Consider the following 18,894-nt stretch of genomic DNA (forward strand, 5'->3'; position numbering starts at 1 on the left):
CAAGGAAGCGCCGAAGCGGGGACAAGGGATTCGCGGGGCCCGCCCACTTCGGCTAGAAGCTCGGCCAGGGGACAATCAGGGGTTTTCGTTCGATGAGAGGCATCATCGCTGCCGCTTGCGCGGCCGCCATTCTGACGGGCTGTGCCGATCCGCTCGCCGATCTGGGCCGCTACGACGAGGCGACGGTGCCCGCGGGCACCGCGACGGCGGATCTCGTGGCACCGCAGGGCGCGGACAGCGGCCTCGACTTCTTTCAGGGCGCCATCGAGGACGGCGCGGCCGCTGCCGAAGAGGCAGCGTCGCGGCCCGCCGCCACCGGCGGCGGCTTCCTCGCCAGCCTCTTCGCCGCCGTCCCGGCGGTTCCGGCCGTGCCGCCGAGCGATTCGCCCACCATCGCGCCGGGCACCGAGCTGCCCTGGGGCCACCTCGCCACCGTCTGCGGCCTGCCGGACTCCGAGATGGGCACCCGCGTCGGCGCCTCCTCCGGCTACGAGCTGTGGGACAGCGAGCCGGGCTCGGCCCAGCCCCGCACCTTCTACATCACCGGCTTCGGCAATGACTGCGCCCGGCAGGTGACGGCCTCGCTGGCGATGTTCGGCGATGTCGGCACCCACGAGATGGTGCGCTACATGACGCCCGAGGCTGTCCTGCCGATGACGCCGACCGCCCGCGCCTACGAGGCCATCAAGGCCTCCGTCTGCCGCGTCGCCGCCGGCACGCCCTGCGGCTCGGATATCGAGCGGCTGGGCCAGCGGACGACCTTCATGACGCTCTACGCCAACCTCGCGCAGGAGACCTTCGCCAACATCCTGCTCAGCGACGGCTCGGTCGCGGCGACGGACTTCTGAGAACCGGACGCCCGGCGCGCGGGCTGCGCACCGGGGCCTTTGGTCCGCGCTCAGACGAGCGCCGGGCGGCCGCGACGGCCCGAGAAGATCACCGCTGCGGCGACGAGCGCGACGAAGGCGACGATCAGGTGCAGGTCCGCCCATTCGGGCTTGATGACCATCATCGCCACGGTGACGATATGCAGCCCCTGCTCGATCCGCCCAGCGCGCCAGAGCGCCGGCGTGGCGGACGCGAGGCCGGAGGCGTCGCCCGCCTCGACGAGCGGCAGCGCCCGGTCGAGCGCCGGCTTGAGCACTGCCCCGCCGAGCACGAAGCTGGCCCCGGCTGAGACGAGCGCCACCGCCACCCAGGCCTCGAAGCCCCATTCGCCGAGCCAGACGAGCACGCCGCCGGAGAGCAGCACCGCAAGACTTGCAGGCATCATCACCGCGCCCAGCCGTCCCATGATGCGCACCAGCGCCATCTGGCCAGCGATGTCCCGCCCGAGGACGGCACTGAGCGCGAGGAAGGTGAGGCCACCGCCTACCCAGAGCATCGCGGCGACGACATGAATGAACTTCAAAAGGACGTAAGCGTCCATGATCGATCCTCGTTGAAAATAGCTGCCGCGCTCTAGGCCCGGCCCTGCATTCCGGCGAGTAGGGGAAACCTCACCCGGGTGCCGGTCACCTGCCGGTCACCTGCGGACGTGCCCGGCGTGCCTCCTCAGCCATCGCCGGGGAAAAACGAGGGGGCGCGGCGGGAAAGGCCGTGGCGAAAGGCTTGCCAAAGGCGGCAAGGCCCGGTTTCATCGGGCGAAACGGCGCGCTGTCTACGCCGCATCGGCAGCGAATACGCCCAGGAGTGTAAGGCGGCGGGACCACATCTTATGGAGGTTCGCTTCTCTCTCAATGGAGAAGAGGTGACGGCCGATGCCGCGCCGGACACCACCCTGCTCGACTGGCTGCGCCTCGAGAGGCGCCTGACCGGCACCAAGGAGGGCTGCAACGAGGGCGATTGCGGTGCCTGCACCGTCATGGTGACGGACGAGGGCGGCGCCCGCCCCCTCAACGCCTGCATCCTCTTCCTGCCGCAGCTCGAAGGGAAGGCCGTGCGCACCGTCGAGGGCCTCGCGGGGCCGGATGGCAGCCTGCACCCGGTGCAGGAGACGATGGTGGAGAAGCACGGCAGCCAGTGCGGCTTCTGCACACCGGGCTTCGTCGTCTCCATGGCTGTCGGCCACCTCAACGGGCGGACGGATCATGACGACGTGCTCGCCGGCAACCTCTGCCGCTGCACCGGTTACGCCCCGATCATCCGCGCCGCCAAGGCGGCGGAAGGCGCTGCCGTGCCCGCCTGGATGCAGGACGCCCCGCTGGAGCCGCGCCCGAGCGATGCCGCGCCCGAAAGCGCCGACGCGCTGGCGGCGCTCTACGCGGCACACCCCGAGGCGACGCTGGTCGCAGGGGCGACCGATGTCGGCCTCTGGGTGACGAAGGACCTGCGGGACATCGCCCCGATCATCTTCCTCAACCGCTGCGCCGACCTGAAGGGCGTCGACGTCTCCGGCGGCCGCATCCGCGTCGGCGCGATGGAGACGATGGAGACGCTGCTGCCGCTCTTCGCGAAGCACTTCCCCAGCTATGCCGCAATGCTGCGCCGCTTCGCCTCCGTCCAGATCCGCTCGGCGGCGACCATCGGCGGCTCGCTCGCCAATGCCTCTCCCATCGGCGACAACGCCCCGCCGCTGATCGCGCTGGGCGCCACGCTGCACCTTCGGGCGGGCGATGACCGCCGCGAGATCCCGCTGGAGGAGTTCTTCCTCGATTACGGCAAGCAGGACCGGCGCGAGGCGGAGTTCGTGGAGGCGGTGAGCTTCCCCGCCGAGGCCCCGGCTTTCCGCGTCTGGAAGATCTCCAAGCGGTTCGATTCCGACATTTCCGCCGTGCTCGGTGCCTTCAACATCGAGGTGACGGACGGCGCCGTCTCCTCCGCCCGCGTCGCCTTCGGCGGCATGGCGGGCATCCCCAAGCGGGCGAGCGGCTTCGAGCAGGCGCTGCTCGGCCAGCCGCTGACGGAGGAGGCGATGACCGCCGCCCTCCCCGCGCTCGACGCCGACTTCTCGCCGCTGACCGACATGCGCGCCACCGCCGCCTACCGGTCGGAGGCGGCCCGCGGCCTCGCGCTGCGCTACGTCGCCGAGATGGCGGGCCGGAAAGAGGAGGTGCGGGCATGAGCGTCGCGAAACCCCTCCCCCATGATTCCGCCCGCCTGCATGTCACCGGGCAGGCCACCTACGTGGACGACCTGCCGATGCAGCCCGGCACGCTCCACCTTGCCTTCGGCATGGCGCAGATCGCCAGGGGCCGGGTGCAGGAGATGGATCTCGATGCGGTGCGCGCCGCGCCCGGCGTCGTGCGCGTGTGGACGGCGGAGGATCTGCCGGGCCCCTGCGACTGCTCCGCCTCGCCGCTCCACGACGAGCCGCTGCTGACGGACGAGGTGCTCTACGACGGCCAGCCGATCTTCCTCGTCGCCGCCACCTCCCACCTCGCCGCCCGCAAGGCGGCGCGGCTGGGCAAGATCACCTACGCTGAAGAGACGCCGATCCTCACCATCGACGAGGCGCTGGCGGCGAGCAGCCGCTTCGAGGGCGGCCCGATCGTCTGGGAGAAGGGCGCGCCGGATGACGGCATCGCCTCTGCCCCGCGCCGGCTGTCGGGCTCGCTGACGATGGGCGGGCAGGAGCATTTCTACCTCGAGGGGCAGGCCGCGCAGGTGACGCCGCTGGAGGCGGAGGAGCTGCTCGTGCAGGCCTCCACCCAGCACCCGACGGAGATCCAGCACAAGGTGGCCGAGGCGCTCGGCCTCAACATGGGCGACGTCCGGGTGGAGATGCGCCGCATGGGCGGCGGCTTCGGCGGTAAGGAGAGCCAGGGCAACTGGCTCGCCATCGCCTGCGCCGTGGTGGCCGCGGCCACCGGGCGCCCCGCCCGGATGCGCTATGACCGCGACGACGACATGGTGCTCACCGGCAAGCGCCACGATGCGCGGGTCGATTACGAGGTGGGCTTCGACGACGACGGCCGGGTCCTCGGCCTCGACGTCACCCAGCTGATCCGCTGCGGCTGGTCGATGGACCTGTCGCTGCCCGTGGCCGACCGGGCGATGTTGCATGCCGACAGCTCCTACGACCTGCCGGCGATCCGCATCACCTCTCACCGGTTGAAGACGAACACCGCCTCCAACACCGCCTATCGCGGCTTCGGCGGCCCGCAGGGCATGCTGGGCATGGAGCGGATCATCGACCACATCGCCCACGAGCTGGGCCGTGACCCGGTCGAGGTGCGCCGGGCGAACTATTATGCCGAAGCGCCGCCGCTGCGTGAGCACGGCCCCGACAAGCCGGAGGTGGACGACACGCCGGACACGCCGGACCGCGAGGCGCCGGACAGCTTCTCCCGCGCCGACGAGGTGTCGAGCGGCACGGGCCGGGGCCGCCCCTTCGCCGGAGAGCATTCGCCGAAGCCCAAGGCGCAGACGACGCCCTACGGCATGGAGGTGACGGATTTCATCCTCCACGAGATCACCGCCAAGCTGCTGGAGAGCTCGGACTACGCCGCCCGCAAGCGCGCGGTGGCGGAATTCAACACCGCCGGCGGCGCGCTCAGGAAGGGGCTCGCCTTCTCGCCGGTGAAGTTCGGCATCTCCTTCACGCTGACCCACCTCAACCAGGCCGGGGCGCTGGTCCACGTCTACCAGGACGGCTCGATCCGGTTGAACCACGGCGGCACCGAGATGGGCCAGGGGCTCAACCAGAAGGTCGCGCAGGTGACGGCGGCGCGATTCGGGGTGGAGGCCAGCCGCGTGCGCATCACGGCGACCGATACCGGCAAGGTGCCCAACACCTCGGCCACCGCCGCCTCCTCCGGCGCCGACCTCAACGGCATGGCCGCCGCCAATGCCGCCGACACGATCCGCGAGCGGATGGCAGAGGTGGTGGCGAAGCACCTGCAGGGCGAGCCCGAGGAGGTGCGTTTCGAGGACAGCCGCGTGCATCTCGGCGGCGCCTCCGTCTCCTTCGAGGAAGCGGCGAAGCTGACCTACGAGAGCCGCGTCTCCCTCTCCGCCTCCGGCTTCTACAAGACGCCGCACCTGCACTGGGACCGGCTCAAGGGACAGGGCCGGCCGTTCTTCTACTTCGCCTATGGCGCGGCGGTGACGGAGGTGCTGCTCGACACGCGCACGGGCGAGAACCGCATCCTGCGCACCGACATCCTCCACGATGTCGGCGCCTCCCTGAACCCGGCCATCGACATCGGCCAGATCGAGGGCGCCTACGTGCAGGGCGCCGGCTGGCTGACAACGGAGGAGCTGGCGTGGGACGGCAAGGGGAGGCTGCGCACGCACGCGCCCTCTACCTACAAGATCCCTGCCTGCTCCGACCGGCCGGAAGAGTTCAACGTCACGCTCCATTCCGGGGAGAACCGGTCGGAGACGATCTACCGCTCCAAGGCCGTGGGCGAGCCGCCCTTCATGCTGGCCATCTCCGCCTTCCTCGCCCTCTCGAACGCCTGCGCCGCCTGCGGCCCGGCCTACCCGGCGCTGGAGGCCCCGGCGACGCCGGAACATGTGCTGGAGGCGATCCGGCGGGCGCGCGGGGCATGAGCACCGGGCGGCCCGCCTGTGGCGGCGTCGGACCGGGGGGCTGTCTGCCCCGTCGCCATTGTCGCTCGGACCAATGGCGCGCCGATGGCGACCCCCCCGAGGATTTCCTTGGACCAAAGACAGGGGGGCGATGGGCGATGGCGCTCCTTCGCCCCGACCGGTCATGAGCTTCGATCTGGAAAGGCTAGGGCGAGCGGTGGCGGCGCACGGGGAAGTCGTGCGGGTGCTCGTCGCGCATACCGCGGGCTCGGCGCCGCGCAGCGCCGGGACGTCGATGCTCGTCTGGGCGGACGGGGCCGAGGGGACGATCGGCGGCGGGGCGCTGGAGTGGCAGGCCATGGCCGCGGCGCGCGAGATGCTGGCCGGCGGACCGGCACTGCGGCGGGAGACGCTGGCACTCGGGCCGGCGCTCGACCAGTGCTGCGGCGGCGCCGTGCGGCTGATCTGGGAGCGCTTCGTAGCGGAGGCGCTCCCCGGCGCCCTGCCATGGGCGCGGCCTCTCGGCGCGGCCGGAGAGATTCCGCCGAAAGTCGCGGCGCGCGCGAGCAGGATGCGGCCGGGGGCGGCGCCCGTCGAGCTGGAAGGCTGGCTGATCGAGGCGGCGCCGGCCGAGGGGCGGGCGCTCGTCATCTGGGGCGCCGGCCATGTCGGCCGGGCGCTGGCCGAGGTGGTCGCCCCCCTGCCCGGCTTCGACATCACGCTCGTCGACATCAGCGAGGCGCGGCTGCCGCCGGCCCTGCCCGCCGGCGTCACCGCCCGCATCGCGGAGGAGCCGGCGGCGCTGGTGCCCGGCCTGCCGCAGGACGGCTGGCACCTCATCGTCACCCATTCCCACCCACTGGATCTCGCCCTCTGCCACGCGCTCCTCACCCACGGGTTCGTACAAGCCGGGCTGATCGGCTCGCACAGCAAATGGGCACGCTTCCGCAACCGACTGGCCGCATTGGGCCATTCGCCCGCCGAAATTTCCCGCATCGCCTGCCCGATCGGCGATCCATCCCTCGGACGGCACCCGCAGGCCATTGCGATCTCCGTCGCCGCTGCCCTACTGTCTGGAAAAGCCGCAGGGGAGAGCGCGGCGCGAATGGGGGATATGACCGGATGAGCGAGGTGCTCCTCAGCCTGAAAGGGCTGACCAAGGCCTATCCCGGTGTGGTGGCGAACGAGGATGTCAGTTTCGACATCGGGGCCGGTGAGGTCCACGCGCTCCTCGGCGAGAACGGCGCCGGCAAGTCGACTCTGGTGAAGACGATCTACGGCCTCGTCCGCCCCGATTCCGGCTCCATGACACTGGCCGGCGCCCCCTATGAGCCGACGGAGCCGAGCCAGGCGCGGGCGCGCGGCGTGGCGATGGTCTTCCAGCACTTCTCGCTCTTCGACGCGCTCAACGTCGCCGACAACATCGCCCTCGGCATGGAGAAACCGCCGCCGATGGGCGAGCTGGCCCAGCGCATCCGCGATGTCTCGGAGGCCTACGGCCTGCCGCTGAACCCGTCGCGCACGGTCGGCGACCTCTCCGCCGGGGAGCGGCAACGGGTGGAGATTATCCGCTGCCTGCTGCAGGACCCCAAGCTGCTGATCATGGACGAGCCGACAAGCGTGCTGACCCCGCAGGAGGTGGAGATCCTCTTTCACACCCTGCGCAAGCTGCGCGAGGAGGGCACGTCGATCCTCTACATCAGCCACAAGCTGGAGGAGATCCGCGCGCTCTGCGAGACGGCCACCATCCTGCGCCTCGGTAAGGTCGTCGCCACCTGCGACCCGCGCGAGACCTCGGCGCGGCAGATGGCCGAGCTCATGGTCGGCTCCGTCCTCCACGTGCCGGAGCGGGCGGCCGCCCCGCCCGGCGAGGTGGTGCTTGAGCTTGCGGGCCTCTCCGCCCCCTCCCCCCGCGCCTTCGGCACGGCCCTCAAGGACGTCTCCCTGCAGGTGCGCAAGGGGGAGGTGCTCGGCATCGGCGGCGTCGCCGGCAACGGGCAGGACGAGCTGCTCCTCGCCCTGTCTGGCGAGATGCGCACCAAGCCGCAGATGGTGCAGCTCAAGGGCCAGCCCGTCGGCCACCGCCCGCCGGATGCCCGCCGCGCGCTTGGCCTCCTCGCCGCGCCGGAGGAGCGCAACGGCCACGCCTCCGCCCCCGACATGACGCTGACGGAGAACGCCGCCCTCACCGCGCGCGTGCGCAAGAAGCTCAGCCGCAACGGCTTCATCTCCTGGCGCCGCTCGAAGGGCTATGCCGAGGAGGTCATCAAGGATTTCGACGTCCGCACCCCCGGCCCGGGCAATGCGGCGCGCTCCCTCTCGGGCGGCAACCTGCAGAAGTTCGTCATCGGGCGGGAGATCCTGCAGGCGCCCGAGGTGCTCGTCGTCAACCAGCCGACATGGGGCGTAGATGCCTCCGCCGCCGCCTCGATCCGGCAGGCGCTGCTCGATCTTGCCGCCAAGGGCGCGGCGGTCATCGTCGTCAGCCAGGACCTCGACGAGCTGATGGAAATCTCCGACCGCTTCGCCGCGCTCAATGCCGGCGTGCTCACCGCCCCCCGCCCTGCCAAGGGCCTCACGATGGAGCAGATCGGCCTGATGCTCGGCGGCGCCCACGACATGCACGAGGCGGAGGCGGATCATGCCTGATCCCATCCTGCTCTCGCTTTTCTCCAAGTATCCCGGGGGGCGCCAAAGGCGCGGGGGCAGAGCCCCCTCCGGCCTCGCCGCCGGAGCCGCCGCATGATGCGCCTCGAACGACGCCCGCAGCCGTCCGAGGCCTGGTCCTGGGCCACGCCGATCCTCGCCGTCGTCCTGACGATGATCGTCGGCGGCATCCTCTTCGTCTTCCTCGGCAAGGACCCGATCCTCGCCATCCGCACGATCTTCTGGGATCCTCTCTTCGGCTCCTTCGCGAGCTACACGCGGCCGCAGCTTCTGGTGAAGGCCGGGCCGCTGATCCTCATCGCCATCGGCCTGTCGCTCGGCTTCCGCGCCGGGATCTGGAACATCGGGGCGGAGGGGCAGTACATCATGGGCGCCGTCACCGGCGCCGCCGTGGGGCTGGCGTTCTATCCCTCCGAGGCGCGCTGGCTGGTCTTTCCGCTGATGATCGTCGCCGGCGCCATCGGCGGGGCGTTCTGGGCGTGGATCCCCGGCATCCTGAAGGTGCGCTTCGGCACCAACGAGATCCTCGTGTCGCTGATGCTCGTCTACGTGGCCGAGAACATCCTCGCCTATGCCGCGCTCGGGCCGCTGAAGAACCCCGAGGGCATGGGCTTTCCCGGCTCGCGCAACCTCGCCCGGTGGGACACGACGGCGAACCCCGAGCTCATCGCCGGCACCGGCATGCACTGGGGCGTCGCCTTCGCCTTCATCGCGGTGATCGCCGCCTACGTGCTCCTGTCGCGCCACACGCTCGGCTTCGCCATCCGGGTCACCGGCGCCAGCCCCCGCGCCGCCGCCTTCTCGGGGGTAGACCCGAAGCGGCTGGTGATCCTCGCCATGCTCATCTCCGGCGCTCTCGCCGGGCTGGCGGGCATCTTCGAGGTGACGGGCCCGGCGGGGCAGATCTCCATCGATTTCGGCGTCGGCTATGGCTTCACGGCGATCATCGTCGCCTTCCTCGGGCGGCTGCATCCGATCGGCATCCTGCTCGCCGGGCTGCTGCTCGCGCTCACCTACATCGGCGGCGAGATGGCGCAGCTCCAGCTCGGCCTGCCGGCCGCCGCCATCCAGCTCTTCCAGGGGATGCTGCTGTTCTTCCTGCTGGCGCTCGATGTGCTGACCAACTTCCGCCCGCGCTTCGGCGCAGACGCCGCGGCCTGAGGAGAGACCCATGGGCGACATCAACCCGATCCTGCTCCTCGCCTCCCTCATGGTCGCCTCGACGCCGATCCTCTTCGCCGCCCTCGGCGAGCTGATCGTCGAGCGTGCCGGGGTGCTGAACCTCGGGGTGGAGGGGATGATGATCACCGGCGCCGTCGTCGGCTTCGCCGCCGGGGTGGGCTTCGGCTCCGCCACCATGGGCTTCATCGCCGCGGCACTGGCGGGGGCGGCGCTCAGCCTCATCTTCGGGGTGCTGACGCAGTACCTGCTCTCCAACCAGGTGGCGACGGGGCTGGCACTGACGCTCTTCGGCCTCGGCCTCGCCTCCCTCATCGGGCAGAGCTACGTGGGCATCCGCGCGCCGGCGACGGTGCGGCTGGACATCCCCTTGCTCTCCGACCTGCCCGTGCTGGGGCGCATCCTCTTCCGCCATGACTTTCTCGTCTACCTCGGCCTCGGGATGGTCGCGGCCGTCTGGTACTTCCTCAACCGCACCCGTGCCGGGCTGATCCTCAAGGCGGTGGGTGAGAACCACGAGGCCGCCCACGCGCTCGGCTACAAGGTCGTCCGCATCCGCCTTGCCGCCATCGCCTTCGGCGGCGCCATGGCGGGGCTGGGGGGCGCCTACCTCTCCATCATCCGCGTGCCGCAATGGACGGAAGGGCTGACGGCGGGGGCGGGGTGGATCGCGCTGGCCATCGTCGTCTTCGCCTCGTGGCGGCCGATCCGGCTGCTGGTCGGCGCCTATCTTTTCGGCGGCATCACCGTGCTGCAGCTCAACCTGCAGGCCGCCGGCGCCCGTGTGCCGGTCGAGATATTGTCGATGTCGCCCTATCTCGTCACCATCATCGTGCTCGTGATCCTGTCGGCCGGCAGGGGCGGCGCGGCGCTGGGGGCGCCGGGCTCACTGGGCCGATCGTTCCATGCCTCGCGCTAGAGGCCAAGAAGATGCCCCCCGGGCGGGCCAATCCCCGGGACAGTAAGGGAGTAAGAGATATGCAAAGACGAACCCTGCTCGCCGCCACCGGCGCAGCCGCCGCGCTCTGCGCCACCCTCGGCGCGCCACTTCACGCGCAGGACGACCCGCTGACGGTCGGCTTCATCTACGTCGGCCCCGTCGGCGACGGCGGCTGGACCTACCAGCACGACCAGGGCCGCCTCGAGGTGGAAGAGCACTTCGGCGACGCCGTCGAGACCATCTACCAGGAGAACGTGCCCGAGGGCGCCGACGCCGCCCGCGCCATCACCCAGATGGTGCTCGCCGGGGCCGACCTGATCTTCACCACCTCCTTCGGCTACATGGACGCCACTGCCGAGGTCGCCGAGCAGTTCCCGGACGTGAAGTTCGAGCACGCCACCGGCTACATCCGCGGCGACAACCTCGCCACCTATGACAGCCGCTTCTACGAAGGCCGCGCCGTCGAGGGGCTGATCGCCGGCCACCTGACGGAATCCAACCGCATCGGTTACATCGGCTCCTTCCCGATCCCCGAGGTCATCCAGGGCATCAACTCCTCCTTCCTGCACGCGCAGGAGGTGAACCCCGATGTCGAGATGGTCGTCGTCTGGGCCTACACCTGGTTCGACCCGGCCAAGGAGGCCGACGCGGCCCAGGCGCTGATCGAGCAGGGCGTCGACGTCATCCTGCAGCACACCGATTCCACCGCGCCGCAGGCGGCGGCGGAGCAGGCGGGCAACGTCTACACCTTCGGTCAGGCCTCCGACATGGCGGCCTTCAAGCCGATGCCGCGCGTCGCCTCGATCATCGACGACTGGGGCCCCTACTACATCGAGCGCGTGCAGGCCGTCATGGACGGCACGTGGGAGCCGACGGGCACCTGGGGCGGCATGTCCGACGGCCACGTCGTCATCGGCGAGATCACCGATGCCGTCCCGGCCGAGGTGAAGGCCGAGGCGGAGGAGATGATCGATGCCATCTCCTCCGGCGAGTACCACCCCTTCACCGGCCCCATCAACAAGCAGGACGGCAGTGTCTGGCTGGAAGAGGGCGAAGTGGCGACCGACGAGCAGCTGCTCGGCATGGACTTCTTCGTCGAAGGCCTGACGGGCGACATCCCCTCCTGACGCAGCCCTGACCGCGAGCGAAGGCCCGCCCCCCGGGGGCGGGCCTTTTTCATTTGCGGGGGTGCGGGCCCTCCGGGGCGGGCCGGGGCGCTGGTGGCCCTTGCGGGACCGGGGGCCAGCCCTCGGACCCCCGGAGGTATTTGGAAAAGGGCGAGAGGGGGCGTGGGGCGGGTGGCGCGCCTTGGGCAGAGAACGGGGTCAGGAGCGCAGGCGTTCCACCCGGCGCTCCGGCGTCTCGAGGGCGAGGAGGCTGGCGGGGGGCATGTCCCGCTCCGCCACGATGCCGACGGGCACCCCGTCGCGCATCACCGGCAGATGGCGCACGTCGTGGGCGCGCATCTTCTTGAGGCCCTCCACGAGGCTCTCACCCTCCTCGCCGGTGATCGGGCCGGGCGTCATCACGTCGCCAACGTTCGTCTCCCCCACCTCGCGGAGGCGGCAGATGACGCGGCGCAGGATGTCACGCTCGGAGACGATGCCGACGAGGTTCTCGCCCCGCATCACCACGATGGCGCCGATCCGCTCCTGGCACATGCGCTTGCAGGCATCGAGGATCGGCATGTCCGGCTCGGCCGAGACGAGGGTTCTGAGCGCGGCGAGATCGCCGAGGGTCCGTGGCATCTCTCCCTTCCTGCCGGTTGGCATAGGTGATGGTGGCGGCAGACTAGCCGGGCCGGAAGCCGGCGGCAGTCGGGAATACCGGACCGGCGGCCGGCCGAAACGGAAAATTTCCGATAATTTTCGGCAACTTACACGTCATGCGTGTATGTCGCGCGACCGATGCACGGCTGGGGAGGGGCCGGGCCGCGGCGCCCTGGCATTCCGGGTGCCGTTTGCGAGGGGCGCCGCAGCATTCGGGCGTGGAGGCACGGGATGCCGACGATCGGGCCCTCGAGCGGCACGACGATGGCGCCGACGCGTTCATCGGCCGCGCGCTCCACACGTGGCGGGCACTCAGCCCAGCCAGGTGCCGAGCTTGGCCAGCGTCTGCATGCCGTACGCGACGGCGCCGAAGCCGATGACAGTTTCGCGCCGTGCCGGGCTGGGGTGGAGCTGGCGCAGGGTCAGCACGGTCTGACCGTCATCCTGCTGGTCGAACGTCACCGTCAGGCGGAAGCGGTCGGGGCTTTGCGGATCGTAATCGCCATGGTCGGCGACGATCAGCGAGGGCGCAACGATGCGGCGAAACTGCATGAGGTTCTCGAAGCGGGTGCCATCCGCGCCGACCATGTCGAATTTCCAGTGGCCGCCCTCGCGGATGTCGGCCTCCTTCGTTTCGATTGCCAGCCCCTCCGGCCCGAACCAGGCGCTGAGCGCGGCCGGATCCGTCCAGGCGGCGAAGACCACCTCGCGCGGATGCGGGTAGAGCTGGGTGAGCACGATCTCCCGCTCAAGCTCCCAGGTGTCTAGCGGGGAAGCTTCGTCTGTCTGCTCGGTCATTGCAGGTTGTCCTTTCGGTCAAGATACGCGCCGAGGCGGCCGAGCCTTGCCGTCCAGCGCTGATGTTCGGCCTCCATCCACTCCTTCGCCTCGGCGAAGCGGGCGGGGTCGAGGCGGCACATGCGGCGGCGGCCGCGCTTTTCGGTGCGAATGAGCTGCCCCTCCTCCAGCACCTTGAGGTGCTGCATGAAGCTTGGCAGCGCCATCCCGAAGGGCGCAGCGAGATCGCCGACGCTCTTCTCCCCCTCCGCCAGGGCGGAGAGCACCGCCCGCCGGGTGGGGTCGGCAAGAGCGTGGAAGGTCTGGTCGAGGTCTGGTTGCTTAGGCATGTGGCTAAGTAAGTGCGCGGCGAGCGAGGCGTCAACTGGAAACTTAGGTGGCCACCTTTGTTTCCGCGCCTTGGCAAGCCCGGGCGGCTTTGTCAGGAAGGGGCGGGCAGCAGCGGGAGCAGGGCATGAGCGACTTCATCGTCATCGGCGGCGGCATTGCCGGCCTCTCCGCGGGCGCCCGGCTGGCGGAGCTCGGCCGCGTCACCCTGCTCGAGCGCGAGAGCCATCTGGGCTACCACAGCTCCGGCCGCTCGGCGGCGCTTTACGAGCAGAGCTACGGCCTGCCCAGCACCGTGGCGCTCAACCGCGCCAGCGGGGCGGAGCTTGAGGCGCTTGCCGTCCTCTCGCCCCGCGGGCTGCTGCTGGTGGGGCGCGAGAGCGAGGCGGAGGACTTCGCGGCCGACATCGCCGCCATGGAGCTGACGGAGATCGGCCCCGACGAGGCGCTCAGCCATTGCCCCATCCTCGACCCGGCGGTGGTGGACCGTGCGGCCTATGACCCCGGCGCCTGGGATATCGACACGCATGGGCTGATGACCCGCTTCGGCGAGATGATCCGCACCAATGGCGAGATCCGCACCGGGGCAGAGGTGACGGGCATCACCCGCGAGGCCGGGCTCTGGCGCGTGACGCTGAAGAGCGGCGAGACGGTGGAGGCGCCGGTGCTGGTGAATGCCGCCGGCTCGTGGGCCGATGGCGTGGCAAGGCTGGCCGGCATCGCGCCGCTGGGGCTGACGCCCTTCCGCCGCTCCATGGCCCGCATCCCGGCGCCCGAGGGGCACGAGGTGCGCGGCTGGCCGATGGTGATGGGGCCGGGAGAGGGGTGGTACATGAAGCCCGACGCCGGGGCGCTGATCGTCTCGCCATCGGAGGAAGACCCGGCCGAGCCGCATGACGCCTGGGCCGACGACATGGTGCTGGCCGAGGGCATCGACCGCTACCAGGCCTATGTGACGGCGGAGGTGACGCGGCTGATCGGCTCCTGGGCGGGCCTGCGGACCTTCGCGCCTGACCGGCAGCTGGTGCTGGGGCCCGATCCTGACGAGCCGAGCTTCCTCTGGTGCGCCGGCCAAGGGGGCTACGGCTTCCAGACCTCCTGCGCGGCGAGCCGGCTGGTCGCGAGCCACGTGGGTGGCCCGGCGACGGAGCTTTCGGCAGAGGTGGTGGCAGCCCTGCACCCGGCGCGGCTGCGGTAGAACGGGGTTCACCCCGCCGCCCCTTCGCCCCCTTTCCGTCGGCCTGAGCGACGGGTGAGCGCCGGCTCGTGGGGTGGCGCTCCTCCTGATCCGCTATTGCGATTGATGCCCGCCCCCCCCTCCGAGCGGGAAGCTCAGCGCTGCCCCAGCCAGAGCGCCAGCCCACGGGACGGGCCGGCGCTCGCCCGGCGCCTGCGGCGCGCTTACGGGCGGGGTGCTGAGCGGCGAAGGTAGGAGAGAGTCGCCCTTCGGGGAGCTACGCCGGATGCAGGGCGGGTCGAATCCCGCCCGGCCAGTCCCTCCCCTCAGGCCTGCCGGTCGTGGAGCGGCAGGTCCGCCAGATACTTCCCGTAATCGTTCTTGCGGAAGGTCTGCGCCCGCTCGCCGAGCTGGGCCTCGTCGATCCAGCCGAGGTTGAAGGCGATCTCGTCTGGCGAGCCGGTCTGCAGGCCTTGCCGCTTCGCCAGCGTCCGTACGAAGTTCCCCGCATCCAGCAGCGAATCATGCGTGCCCGTGTCGAGCCAGGCATAGCCGCGACCCATGCGGAGGACGTCCAGCGCGCCGTCGTGGAGGTACATCTCCAGCAGCGTGGTGATCTCCAGCTCCCCCCGCTCCGACGGCTTGACCTGCTTGGCCCGCTCCGGCGCCGAGCCGTCGAGGAAGTAGAGCCCCGTTACCGCGTAATGCGAGGGCGGCTTGGCCGGCTTCTCGATGATCTCCCTCACCGAGCCGTCGGCCGCGAAGTCCACCACGCCGTAGCGCTCCGGATCGGCGACGTAGTAGCCGAAGACGGTGCCGCCGGTCTCCTTCTCGTCCGCCCGGGCGAGCAACTGCGGCAGGCCGTGGCCGAAGAAGATGTTGTCCCCCAGCACCATGGCAGAGGGAGCGCCGGCGAGGAACTCCTCGGCGAGGATATAGGCCTGCGCGAGCCCGTCGGGGCTCGGCTGCTGGATGTAGGTGAGGGTGAGGCCCCACTGGCTGCCATCCCCCAGCGCCCGCTGGAACTGGGCCTGATCCTCCGGCGTGGTGATCACCGCGATCTCGCGGATGCCGGCGAGCATCAGCACCGTCAGCGGGTAATAGACCATCGGCTTGTCGTAGAGCGGCAGCAGCTGCTTGGAGAGGCCCATCGTGATCGGGTAGAGCCGCGTGCCGGAGCCACCGGCGAGGATGATGCCCTTGCGGTTGGTCATGGGGTCTCCTTCTGGAGGGCGGCGAGCACGTCTGTCAGCCCGGTGCGCCAGTCTGGCTGGCGGATGCCATAGGCCTCCTCCAGCGTCGTGCCATCGAGGCGGGAATTGAGCGGCCGCGCGGCAGGAGTGGGGTACTCGGCGGAGGGGATATCGGCCACCTCCACCTCGCGGCCCGCCTGCGCGAAGATCTCGCGGGCAAAGCCGGCCCAGGAGGTCTCCGGCGCGCCGGCGAAGTGATAGGTGCCGGGCACGCCCCGCCCCTCGTGGAAGGCGGCGGCGATGGCGAGGAGCGCCTCGGCAATGTCCGCCGCCGGGGTCGGCCCGCCGATCTGGTCGCCGACGATGGTCAGCCGGTCGCGGCTCTCGGAGAGGCGCAGCATCGTCTTCACGAAGTTGCCGCCTTGGGCGGAGAAGACCCACGACGTGCGCAGGATCACGGACTGGCCGCCCGCGGCGCGCACGCCCTCCTCCCCCGCCAGCTTGGAGCGGCCATAGGCGCCGAGCGGGGCGGTGGGGTGATCGGGCGCGAAGGGCGCCTCTCCGGCGCCGTCGAAGACGTAATCGGTGGAGATGTGCAGGAACGGCAGCCCGGCGGAGGCAGCGGCGCGGGCCATCGCCTCGGGCGCGGCGCCGTTGATGGCAGTGGCTAGGTCCTCCTCCTCCTCCGCCTTGTCGACGGCGGTATAGGCGGCGGCGTTGATCACGATCTCCGCCCCCTCCTCCGCCGCCTTGGCGATGGCCGCGGCGCAGGCGCCGGGATCGGAGAGGTCGGCCTCGTCGCGCCCCAGCGCGATGACGTCCTCGGCGCGGGCGAGCACCTCGCGGGCGACCTGGCCCGTCTTGCCGAACATCAGGATCTTCATGTGCATGCTCTCCGCTCAACCACGATTTTCGCGCGAAAATCGTGCACGGAAATCGCGCGATTTCCGTCTCCTCGGCTCATCCCTTCGTCCCCAGACGCTCGCCGACACCGGTGCGGGATTGCAGCGCGCGCCACCACTCCTCGTTGTCGAGATACCATTGCACGGTCTTCTCCAGCCCCTCCTCCAACGTGACGGAGGGCCGCCAGCCGAGCTCTTCGCGGATGCGGCTCGGGTCGATGGCGTAGCGCAGGTCGTGCCCGGGCCGGTCGCTCACGTAGGTGATCTGCTCGGCGTAAGGGTGGTTCGAGGGGCGCTTGTCGTCGAGGATGCGGCAGATGGTCTGCACGAGGTCGATGTTCTTCGCCTCGTTCTCGCCGCCGATGTTGTAGCTGCGCCCGACCGCGCCCTCCTGCACGACCTTCAGCAGCGCCTCGGCGTGATCCTCGACATATAGCCAGTCGCGCACGTTCAGCCCCTGCCCGTAGACGGGGATGTCCTTGCCCGAGAGCGCGTTGAGGATGACGACGGGCACCAGCTTCTCGGGGAAGTGGAAGGGCCCGTAATTGTTGGAACAATTGGTCATCACGATGGGCAGGCCATAGGTCTCGTGCCAGGCGCGGACGAGATGATCGCTGGCCGCCTTCGAGGCGGAATAGGGCGAATTCGGCGCGTAGGGCGTCTCTTCGGTGAACTGGCCCGTCTCGCCGAGGGTGCCGAAGACCTCGTCGGTCGAGATGTGGTGGAAGCGGAAGCTCTCGGGCTTGCCCTGGCGGACCCAGTGGGCGCGCGCCGCCTCCAGCATGTTGTAGGTGCCGGTGACGTTGGTCTCGATGAAGTCGCCGGGCGCGTCGATTGAGCGGTCGACATGGCTCTCGGCGGCGAGGTGCATCACGGCGTCGGGGGCATGGGCCTCGAAGATGCGGTCGAGCGCGGCGCGGTCGCGGATATCCGCCTGCTCGAAGGCGTAGAGCGGGCTGGCCGCCACGCTGGCCACGTTCTCGAGGCAGGCGGCATAGGTGAGCGCGTCGACATTGACGACCGAATGGCCGTCGGCCACGGCACGGCGCACGACGGCAGAGCCGATGAAGCCGGCGCCGCCTGTCACGAGTATCTTCATCTCAAGCCTCGAACGGGGATTGGAAATCGGAGAAGGGCTGAGCGGCGGCATCCTTGCCGGAGAGCACCGGCTCCCGCCCGTCCAGCGGCCAGTCGATGCCCAGCGAGTCCCAGCGGACGGCCCCGTCGCAGTCCGGCGCGTAGTAATCGGAGCACTTGTAGGCGATCTCCACCCCGTCGGTCAGGGTGACGAAGCCATGCAGAAAGCCCTTCGGCACCAGCAGCTGCTTGCCGTTCTCGTCCGTCAGCTCGATGCCGAACCACTGCCCGTAGGTCGGCGAGCCGGTGCGGGCGTCCACCGCGACATCCCACAGGGCGCCGGTGTTGCAGCGCACCAGCTTGTCCTGCGCATGGGGCGGCGACTGGAAATGCAGGCCGCGCAGCGTGCCGGCCCGCTCGGAGCGGGAGAGGTTGTCCTGCACGAACTCCATGCCCACACCGGCCTCGGCCAGCTGCTTGCGGGAATAGGTTTCGCTGAAGAAGCCGCGGTCATCGCCAAAGCGCTTCGGGGTGAGGACAAGCACGCCCTCGAGAGGAGTTGTATCGATCTGCACCGTCGCGCCTGCTGCCATTTTTTTCGGTTGCAGTGCCTCTAGCAGAGGCCGGAAAGGATGTCAGCCGGCGCGTCCGCGCAGCGCGACGCTCGCGGGCGCCGGCTTGTAACTCCGACAGGCATAACTAGTATAGTGCCCCTGTGTCCGGCCCGCCGCCGCCGCGGGCGCCACCGCTATCCGAAGGAAAGCCCATGTCCTGGACCGACGAACGCGTCGAGATGCTCAAGAAGATGTGGAATGACGGCAAGTCCGCCAGCCAGATCGCCAAGGAGCTGGGCGGCGTGACCCGCAATGCCGTCATCGGCAAGGTGCATCGGCTCGGCCTGTCCAACCGCTCCGGCAGCCCGGCCCCCGCTGCCGGCGCCTCTGCCGCCCCGTCCACGCCCGCCGCCGCTGCCGCACCGGCCCCGCAGCCGGAGCCTGCCGCCGCCGAGCCCGCCGCCCCGGCGCCCGAGCCGGCTGCCGCGCCCGTTGCCGAGGAGGCCGCCGCGCCCGAACCGCCGGTGAGCCCCGCGCGCCGCAACATCATCCCCGCCGGACAACCGCTGCCGCCGCAGCCCTCGGCCAACGAGATCAGCCCCGAAGCGCTGGCGAAAGTGAACGAAGTGGAAAAGTCGGCCAAGAAGCTCACGCTGATGGAGCTGACCGAGCGGACGTGCAAATGGCCGGTGGGCGACCCGGCGACGGAGGACTTCTGGTTCTGCGGCCTGCCCGTGCAGCAGGGCAAACCCTATTGCGAGGCCCATGTCGGCGTCGCCTTCCAGCCCATGAGCTCCCGGCGCGATCGCCGGCGGTAAAGCGCCATGGCGCGGCGC

The 18,894-nt window shown here is 70.3% G+C and carries 18 protein-coding genes; 10 read left to right on the plus strand and 8 right to left on the minus strand.

Annotation, left to right across the window (positions count from 1 at the left end):
* The first annotated feature begins 92 nt into the window (after window positions 1-92).
* The gene (locus tag GY170_RS14465; protein ID WP_163894844.1) at window positions 93-848 is read left to right on the plus strand and encodes a hypothetical protein; all 756 of its coding nucleotides are present in this window, start codon (window positions 93-95) and stop codon (window positions 846-848) included.
* Window positions 849-898: 50 nt separating this feature from the next.
* On the opposite strand, the gene GY170_RS14470 is transcribed toward GY170_RS14465, so the two are convergent.
* Complete coding sequence (locus tag GY170_RS14470) at window positions 899-1,429, minus strand: DUF2269 family protein (protein ID WP_163894846.1); 531 nt, start codon at window positions 1,427-1,429, stop codon at window positions 899-901.
* Between the two features lie 288 nt (window positions 1,430-1,717).
* Between GY170_RS14470 and xdhA the strand changes: the two genes are divergently transcribed.
* From xdhA to GY170_RS14505, 7 genes are all read left to right on the plus strand, one after another.
* The gene (gene xdhA / locus GY170_RS14475; RefSeq protein ID WP_163894848.1) at window positions 1,718-3,064 is read left to right on the plus strand and encodes a xanthine dehydrogenase small subunit; all 1,347 of its coding nucleotides are present in this window, start codon (window positions 1,718-1,720) and stop codon (window positions 3,062-3,064) included.
* Window positions 3,061-5,496: a xanthine dehydrogenase molybdopterin binding subunit gene (xdhB, locus tag GY170_RS14480; RefSeq protein WP_163894850.1), complete on the plus strand. Its 2,436-nt coding sequence runs from the start codon at window positions 3,061-3,063 to the stop codon at window positions 5,494-5,496. Before xdhA ends, xdhB begins: the two co-directional genes overlap by 4 nt.
* A 163-nt stretch (window positions 5,497-5,659) precedes the next feature.
* The gene (gene xdhC, locus GY170_RS14485; RefSeq protein ID WP_163894852.1) at window positions 5,660-6,601 is read left to right on the plus strand and encodes a xanthine dehydrogenase accessory protein XdhC; all 942 of its coding nucleotides are present in this window, start codon (window positions 5,660-5,662) and stop codon (window positions 6,599-6,601) included.
* Window positions 6,598-8,124, plus strand: coding sequence for an ABC transporter ATP-binding protein (locus GY170_RS14490; RefSeq protein WP_163894854.1), 1,527 nt, complete (start codon window positions 6,598-6,600; stop codon window positions 8,122-8,124). Before xdhC ends, GY170_RS14490 begins: the two co-directional genes overlap by 4 nt.
* Window positions 8,125-8,217: 93 nt before the next feature.
* On the plus strand, window positions 8,218-9,303 hold the full coding sequence (locus GY170_RS14495; protein WP_163894855.1) for an ABC transporter permease: 1,086 nt from the start codon (window positions 8,218-8,220) through the stop codon (window positions 9,301-9,303).
* 10 nt (window positions 9,304-9,313) lie between these two features.
* Window positions 9,314-10,240, plus strand: coding sequence for an ABC transporter permease (locus tag GY170_RS14500; RefSeq protein ID WP_163894857.1), 927 nt, complete (start codon window positions 9,314-9,316; stop codon window positions 10,238-10,240).
* A gap of 59 nt (window positions 10,241-10,299) precedes the next feature.
* Entirely contained in the window at window positions 10,300-11,388 is a 1,089-nt protein-coding gene (locus tag GY170_RS14505) for a BMP family ABC transporter substrate-binding protein (RefSeq protein ID WP_163894859.1), read from the plus strand.
* A gap of 198 nt (window positions 11,389-11,586) precedes the next feature.
* On the opposite strand, the gene GY170_RS14510 is transcribed toward GY170_RS14505, so the two are convergent.
* The 3 genes from GY170_RS14510 to GY170_RS14520 form a co-directional block, all read right to left on the minus strand.
* On the minus strand, window positions 11,587-12,009 hold the full coding sequence (locus GY170_RS14510) for a CBS domain-containing protein (RefSeq protein WP_163894861.1): 423 nt from the start codon (window positions 12,007-12,009) through the stop codon (window positions 11,587-11,589).
* Window positions 12,010-12,342: 333 nt separating this feature from the next.
* On the minus strand, window positions 12,343-12,828 hold the full coding sequence (locus GY170_RS14515) for an SRPBCC family protein (RefSeq protein WP_163894863.1): 486 nt from the start codon (window positions 12,826-12,828) through the stop codon (window positions 12,343-12,345).
* Window positions 12,825-13,157, minus strand: a complete 333-nt coding sequence (locus GY170_RS14520; RefSeq protein ID WP_163894865.1) for an ArsR/SmtB family transcription factor — start codon at window positions 13,155-13,157, stop codon at window positions 12,825-12,827. Before GY170_RS14520 ends, GY170_RS14515 begins: the two co-directional genes overlap by 4 nt.
* A gap of 125 nt (window positions 13,158-13,282) precedes the next feature.
* On the opposite strand from GY170_RS14520, the gene GY170_RS14525 reads away from it, so the two are divergent.
* Window positions 13,283-14,353 (plus strand): NAD(P)/FAD-dependent oxidoreductase, encoded by a 1,071-nt coding sequence (locus GY170_RS14525; protein WP_163894867.1) that lies wholly within the window; start codon window positions 13,283-13,285, stop codon window positions 14,351-14,353.
* Window positions 14,354-14,658: 305 nt separating this feature from the next.
* Here GY170_RS14525 and rfbA read toward each other — a convergent pair whose 3' ends face one another.
* From rfbA to rfbC, 4 genes are all read right to left on the minus strand, one after another.
* Window positions 14,659-15,546, minus strand: coding sequence for a glucose-1-phosphate thymidylyltransferase RfbA (gene rfbA, locus GY170_RS14530; RefSeq protein ID WP_163894869.1), 888 nt, complete (start codon window positions 15,544-15,546; stop codon window positions 14,659-14,661).
* A complete protein-coding gene (gene rfbD / locus GY170_RS14535; RefSeq protein ID WP_163894871.1) occupies window positions 15,543-16,409 on the minus strand; it encodes a dTDP-4-dehydrorhamnose reductase in 867 nt (288 codons plus the stop codon). Before rfbD ends, rfbA begins: the two co-directional genes overlap by 4 nt.
* Before the next feature lie 76 nt (window positions 16,410-16,485).
* On the minus strand, window positions 16,486-17,526 hold the full coding sequence (rfbB, locus tag GY170_RS14540; RefSeq protein ID WP_163894873.1) for a dTDP-glucose 4,6-dehydratase: 1,041 nt from the start codon (window positions 17,524-17,526) through the stop codon (window positions 16,486-16,488).
* 1 nt (window position 17,527) lies between these two features.
* Window positions 17,528-18,097, minus strand: a complete 570-nt coding sequence (rfbC, locus tag GY170_RS14545) for a dTDP-4-dehydrorhamnose 3,5-epimerase (RefSeq protein WP_163894875.1) — start codon at window positions 18,095-18,097, stop codon at window positions 17,528-17,530.
* 173 nt (window positions 18,098-18,270) lie between these two features.
* Here rfbC and GY170_RS14550 point away from each other — a divergent pair, with 173 nt between their 5' ends.
* Window positions 18,271-18,876: a GcrA family cell cycle regulator gene (locus GY170_RS14550; RefSeq protein ID WP_163894877.1), complete on the plus strand. Its 606-nt coding sequence runs from the start codon at window positions 18,271-18,273 to the stop codon at window positions 18,874-18,876.
* Window positions 18,877-18,894: the final 18 nt, after the last annotated feature.

Origin of the sequence: Pseudoroseicyclus tamaricis (assembly GCF_012070395.1) — a bacterium.
Taxonomy (GTDB): Bacteria; Pseudomonadota; Alphaproteobacteria; order Rhodobacterales; family Rhodobacteraceae; genus Pseudoroseicyclus_A; species Pseudoroseicyclus_A tamaricis.

What these genes read in the sequence shown, in the direction of transcription:
- xdhA (WP_163894848.1), top strand. Translation starts at nt 1,718, where the DNA reads ATGGAGGTTCGCTTCTCTCTCAATGGAGAAGAGGTGACGGCCGATGCC.
- GY170_RS14490 (WP_163894854.1), top strand. Translation starts at nt 6,598, where the DNA reads ATGAGCGAGGTGCTCCTCAGCCTGAAAGGGCTGACCAAGGCCTATCCC.
- GY170_RS14495 (WP_163894855.1), top strand. Translation starts at nt 8,218, where the DNA reads ATGATGCGCCTCGAACGACGCCCGCAGCCGTCCGAGGCCTGGTCCTGG.
- xdhC (WP_163894852.1), top strand. Translation starts at nt 5,660, where the DNA reads ATGAGCTTCGATCTGGAAAGGCTAGGGCGAGCGGTGGCGGCGCACGGG.
- xdhB (WP_163894850.1), top strand. Translation starts at nt 3,061, where the DNA reads ATGAGCGTCGCGAAACCCCTCCCCCATGATTCCGCCCGCCTGCATGTC.
- GY170_RS14510 (WP_163894861.1), bottom strand. Translation starts at nt 12,009, where the DNA reads ATGCCACGGACCCTCGGCGATCTCGCCGCGCTCAGAACCCTCGTCTCG.
- rfbA (WP_163894869.1), bottom strand. Translation starts at nt 15,546, where the DNA reads ATGACCAACCGCAAGGGCATCATCCTCGCCGGTGGCTCCGGCACGCGG.
- rfbD (WP_163894871.1), bottom strand. Translation starts at nt 16,409, where the DNA reads ATGAAGATCCTGATGTTCGGCAAGACGGGCCAGGTCGCCCGCGAGGTG.
- GY170_RS14470 (WP_163894846.1), bottom strand. Translation starts at nt 1,429, where the DNA reads ATGGACGCTTACGTCCTTTTGAAGTTCATTCATGTCGTCGCCGCGATG.
- rfbB (WP_163894873.1), bottom strand. Translation starts at nt 17,526, where the DNA reads ATGAAGATACTCGTGACAGGCGGCGCCGGCTTCATCGGCTCTGCCGTC.
- GY170_RS14525 (WP_163894867.1), top strand. Translation starts at nt 13,283, where the DNA reads ATGAGCGACTTCATCGTCATCGGCGGCGGCATTGCCGGCCTCTCCGCG.
- GY170_RS14515 (WP_163894863.1), bottom strand. Translation starts at nt 12,828, where the DNA reads ATGACCGAGCAGACAGACGAAGCTTCCCCGCTAGACACCTGGGAGCTT.
- GY170_RS14505 (WP_163894859.1), top strand. Translation starts at nt 10,300, where the DNA reads ATGCAAAGACGAACCCTGCTCGCCGCCACCGGCGCAGCCGCCGCGCTC.
- GY170_RS14520 (WP_163894865.1), bottom strand. Translation starts at nt 13,157, where the DNA reads ATGCCTAAGCAACCAGACCTCGACCAGACCTTCCACGCTCTTGCCGAC.
- GY170_RS14550 (WP_163894877.1), top strand. Translation starts at nt 18,271, where the DNA reads ATGTCCTGGACCGACGAACGCGTCGAGATGCTCAAGAAGATGTGGAAT.
- rfbC (WP_163894875.1), bottom strand. Translation starts at nt 18,097, where the DNA reads ATGGCAGCAGGCGCGACGGTGCAGATCGATACAACTCCTCTCGAGGGC.
- GY170_RS14500 (WP_163894857.1), top strand. Translation starts at nt 9,314, where the DNA reads ATGGGCGACATCAACCCGATCCTGCTCCTCGCCTCCCTCATGGTCGCC.
- GY170_RS14465 (WP_163894844.1), top strand. Translation starts at nt 93, where the DNA reads ATGAGAGGCATCATCGCTGCCGCTTGCGCGGCCGCCATTCTGACGGGC.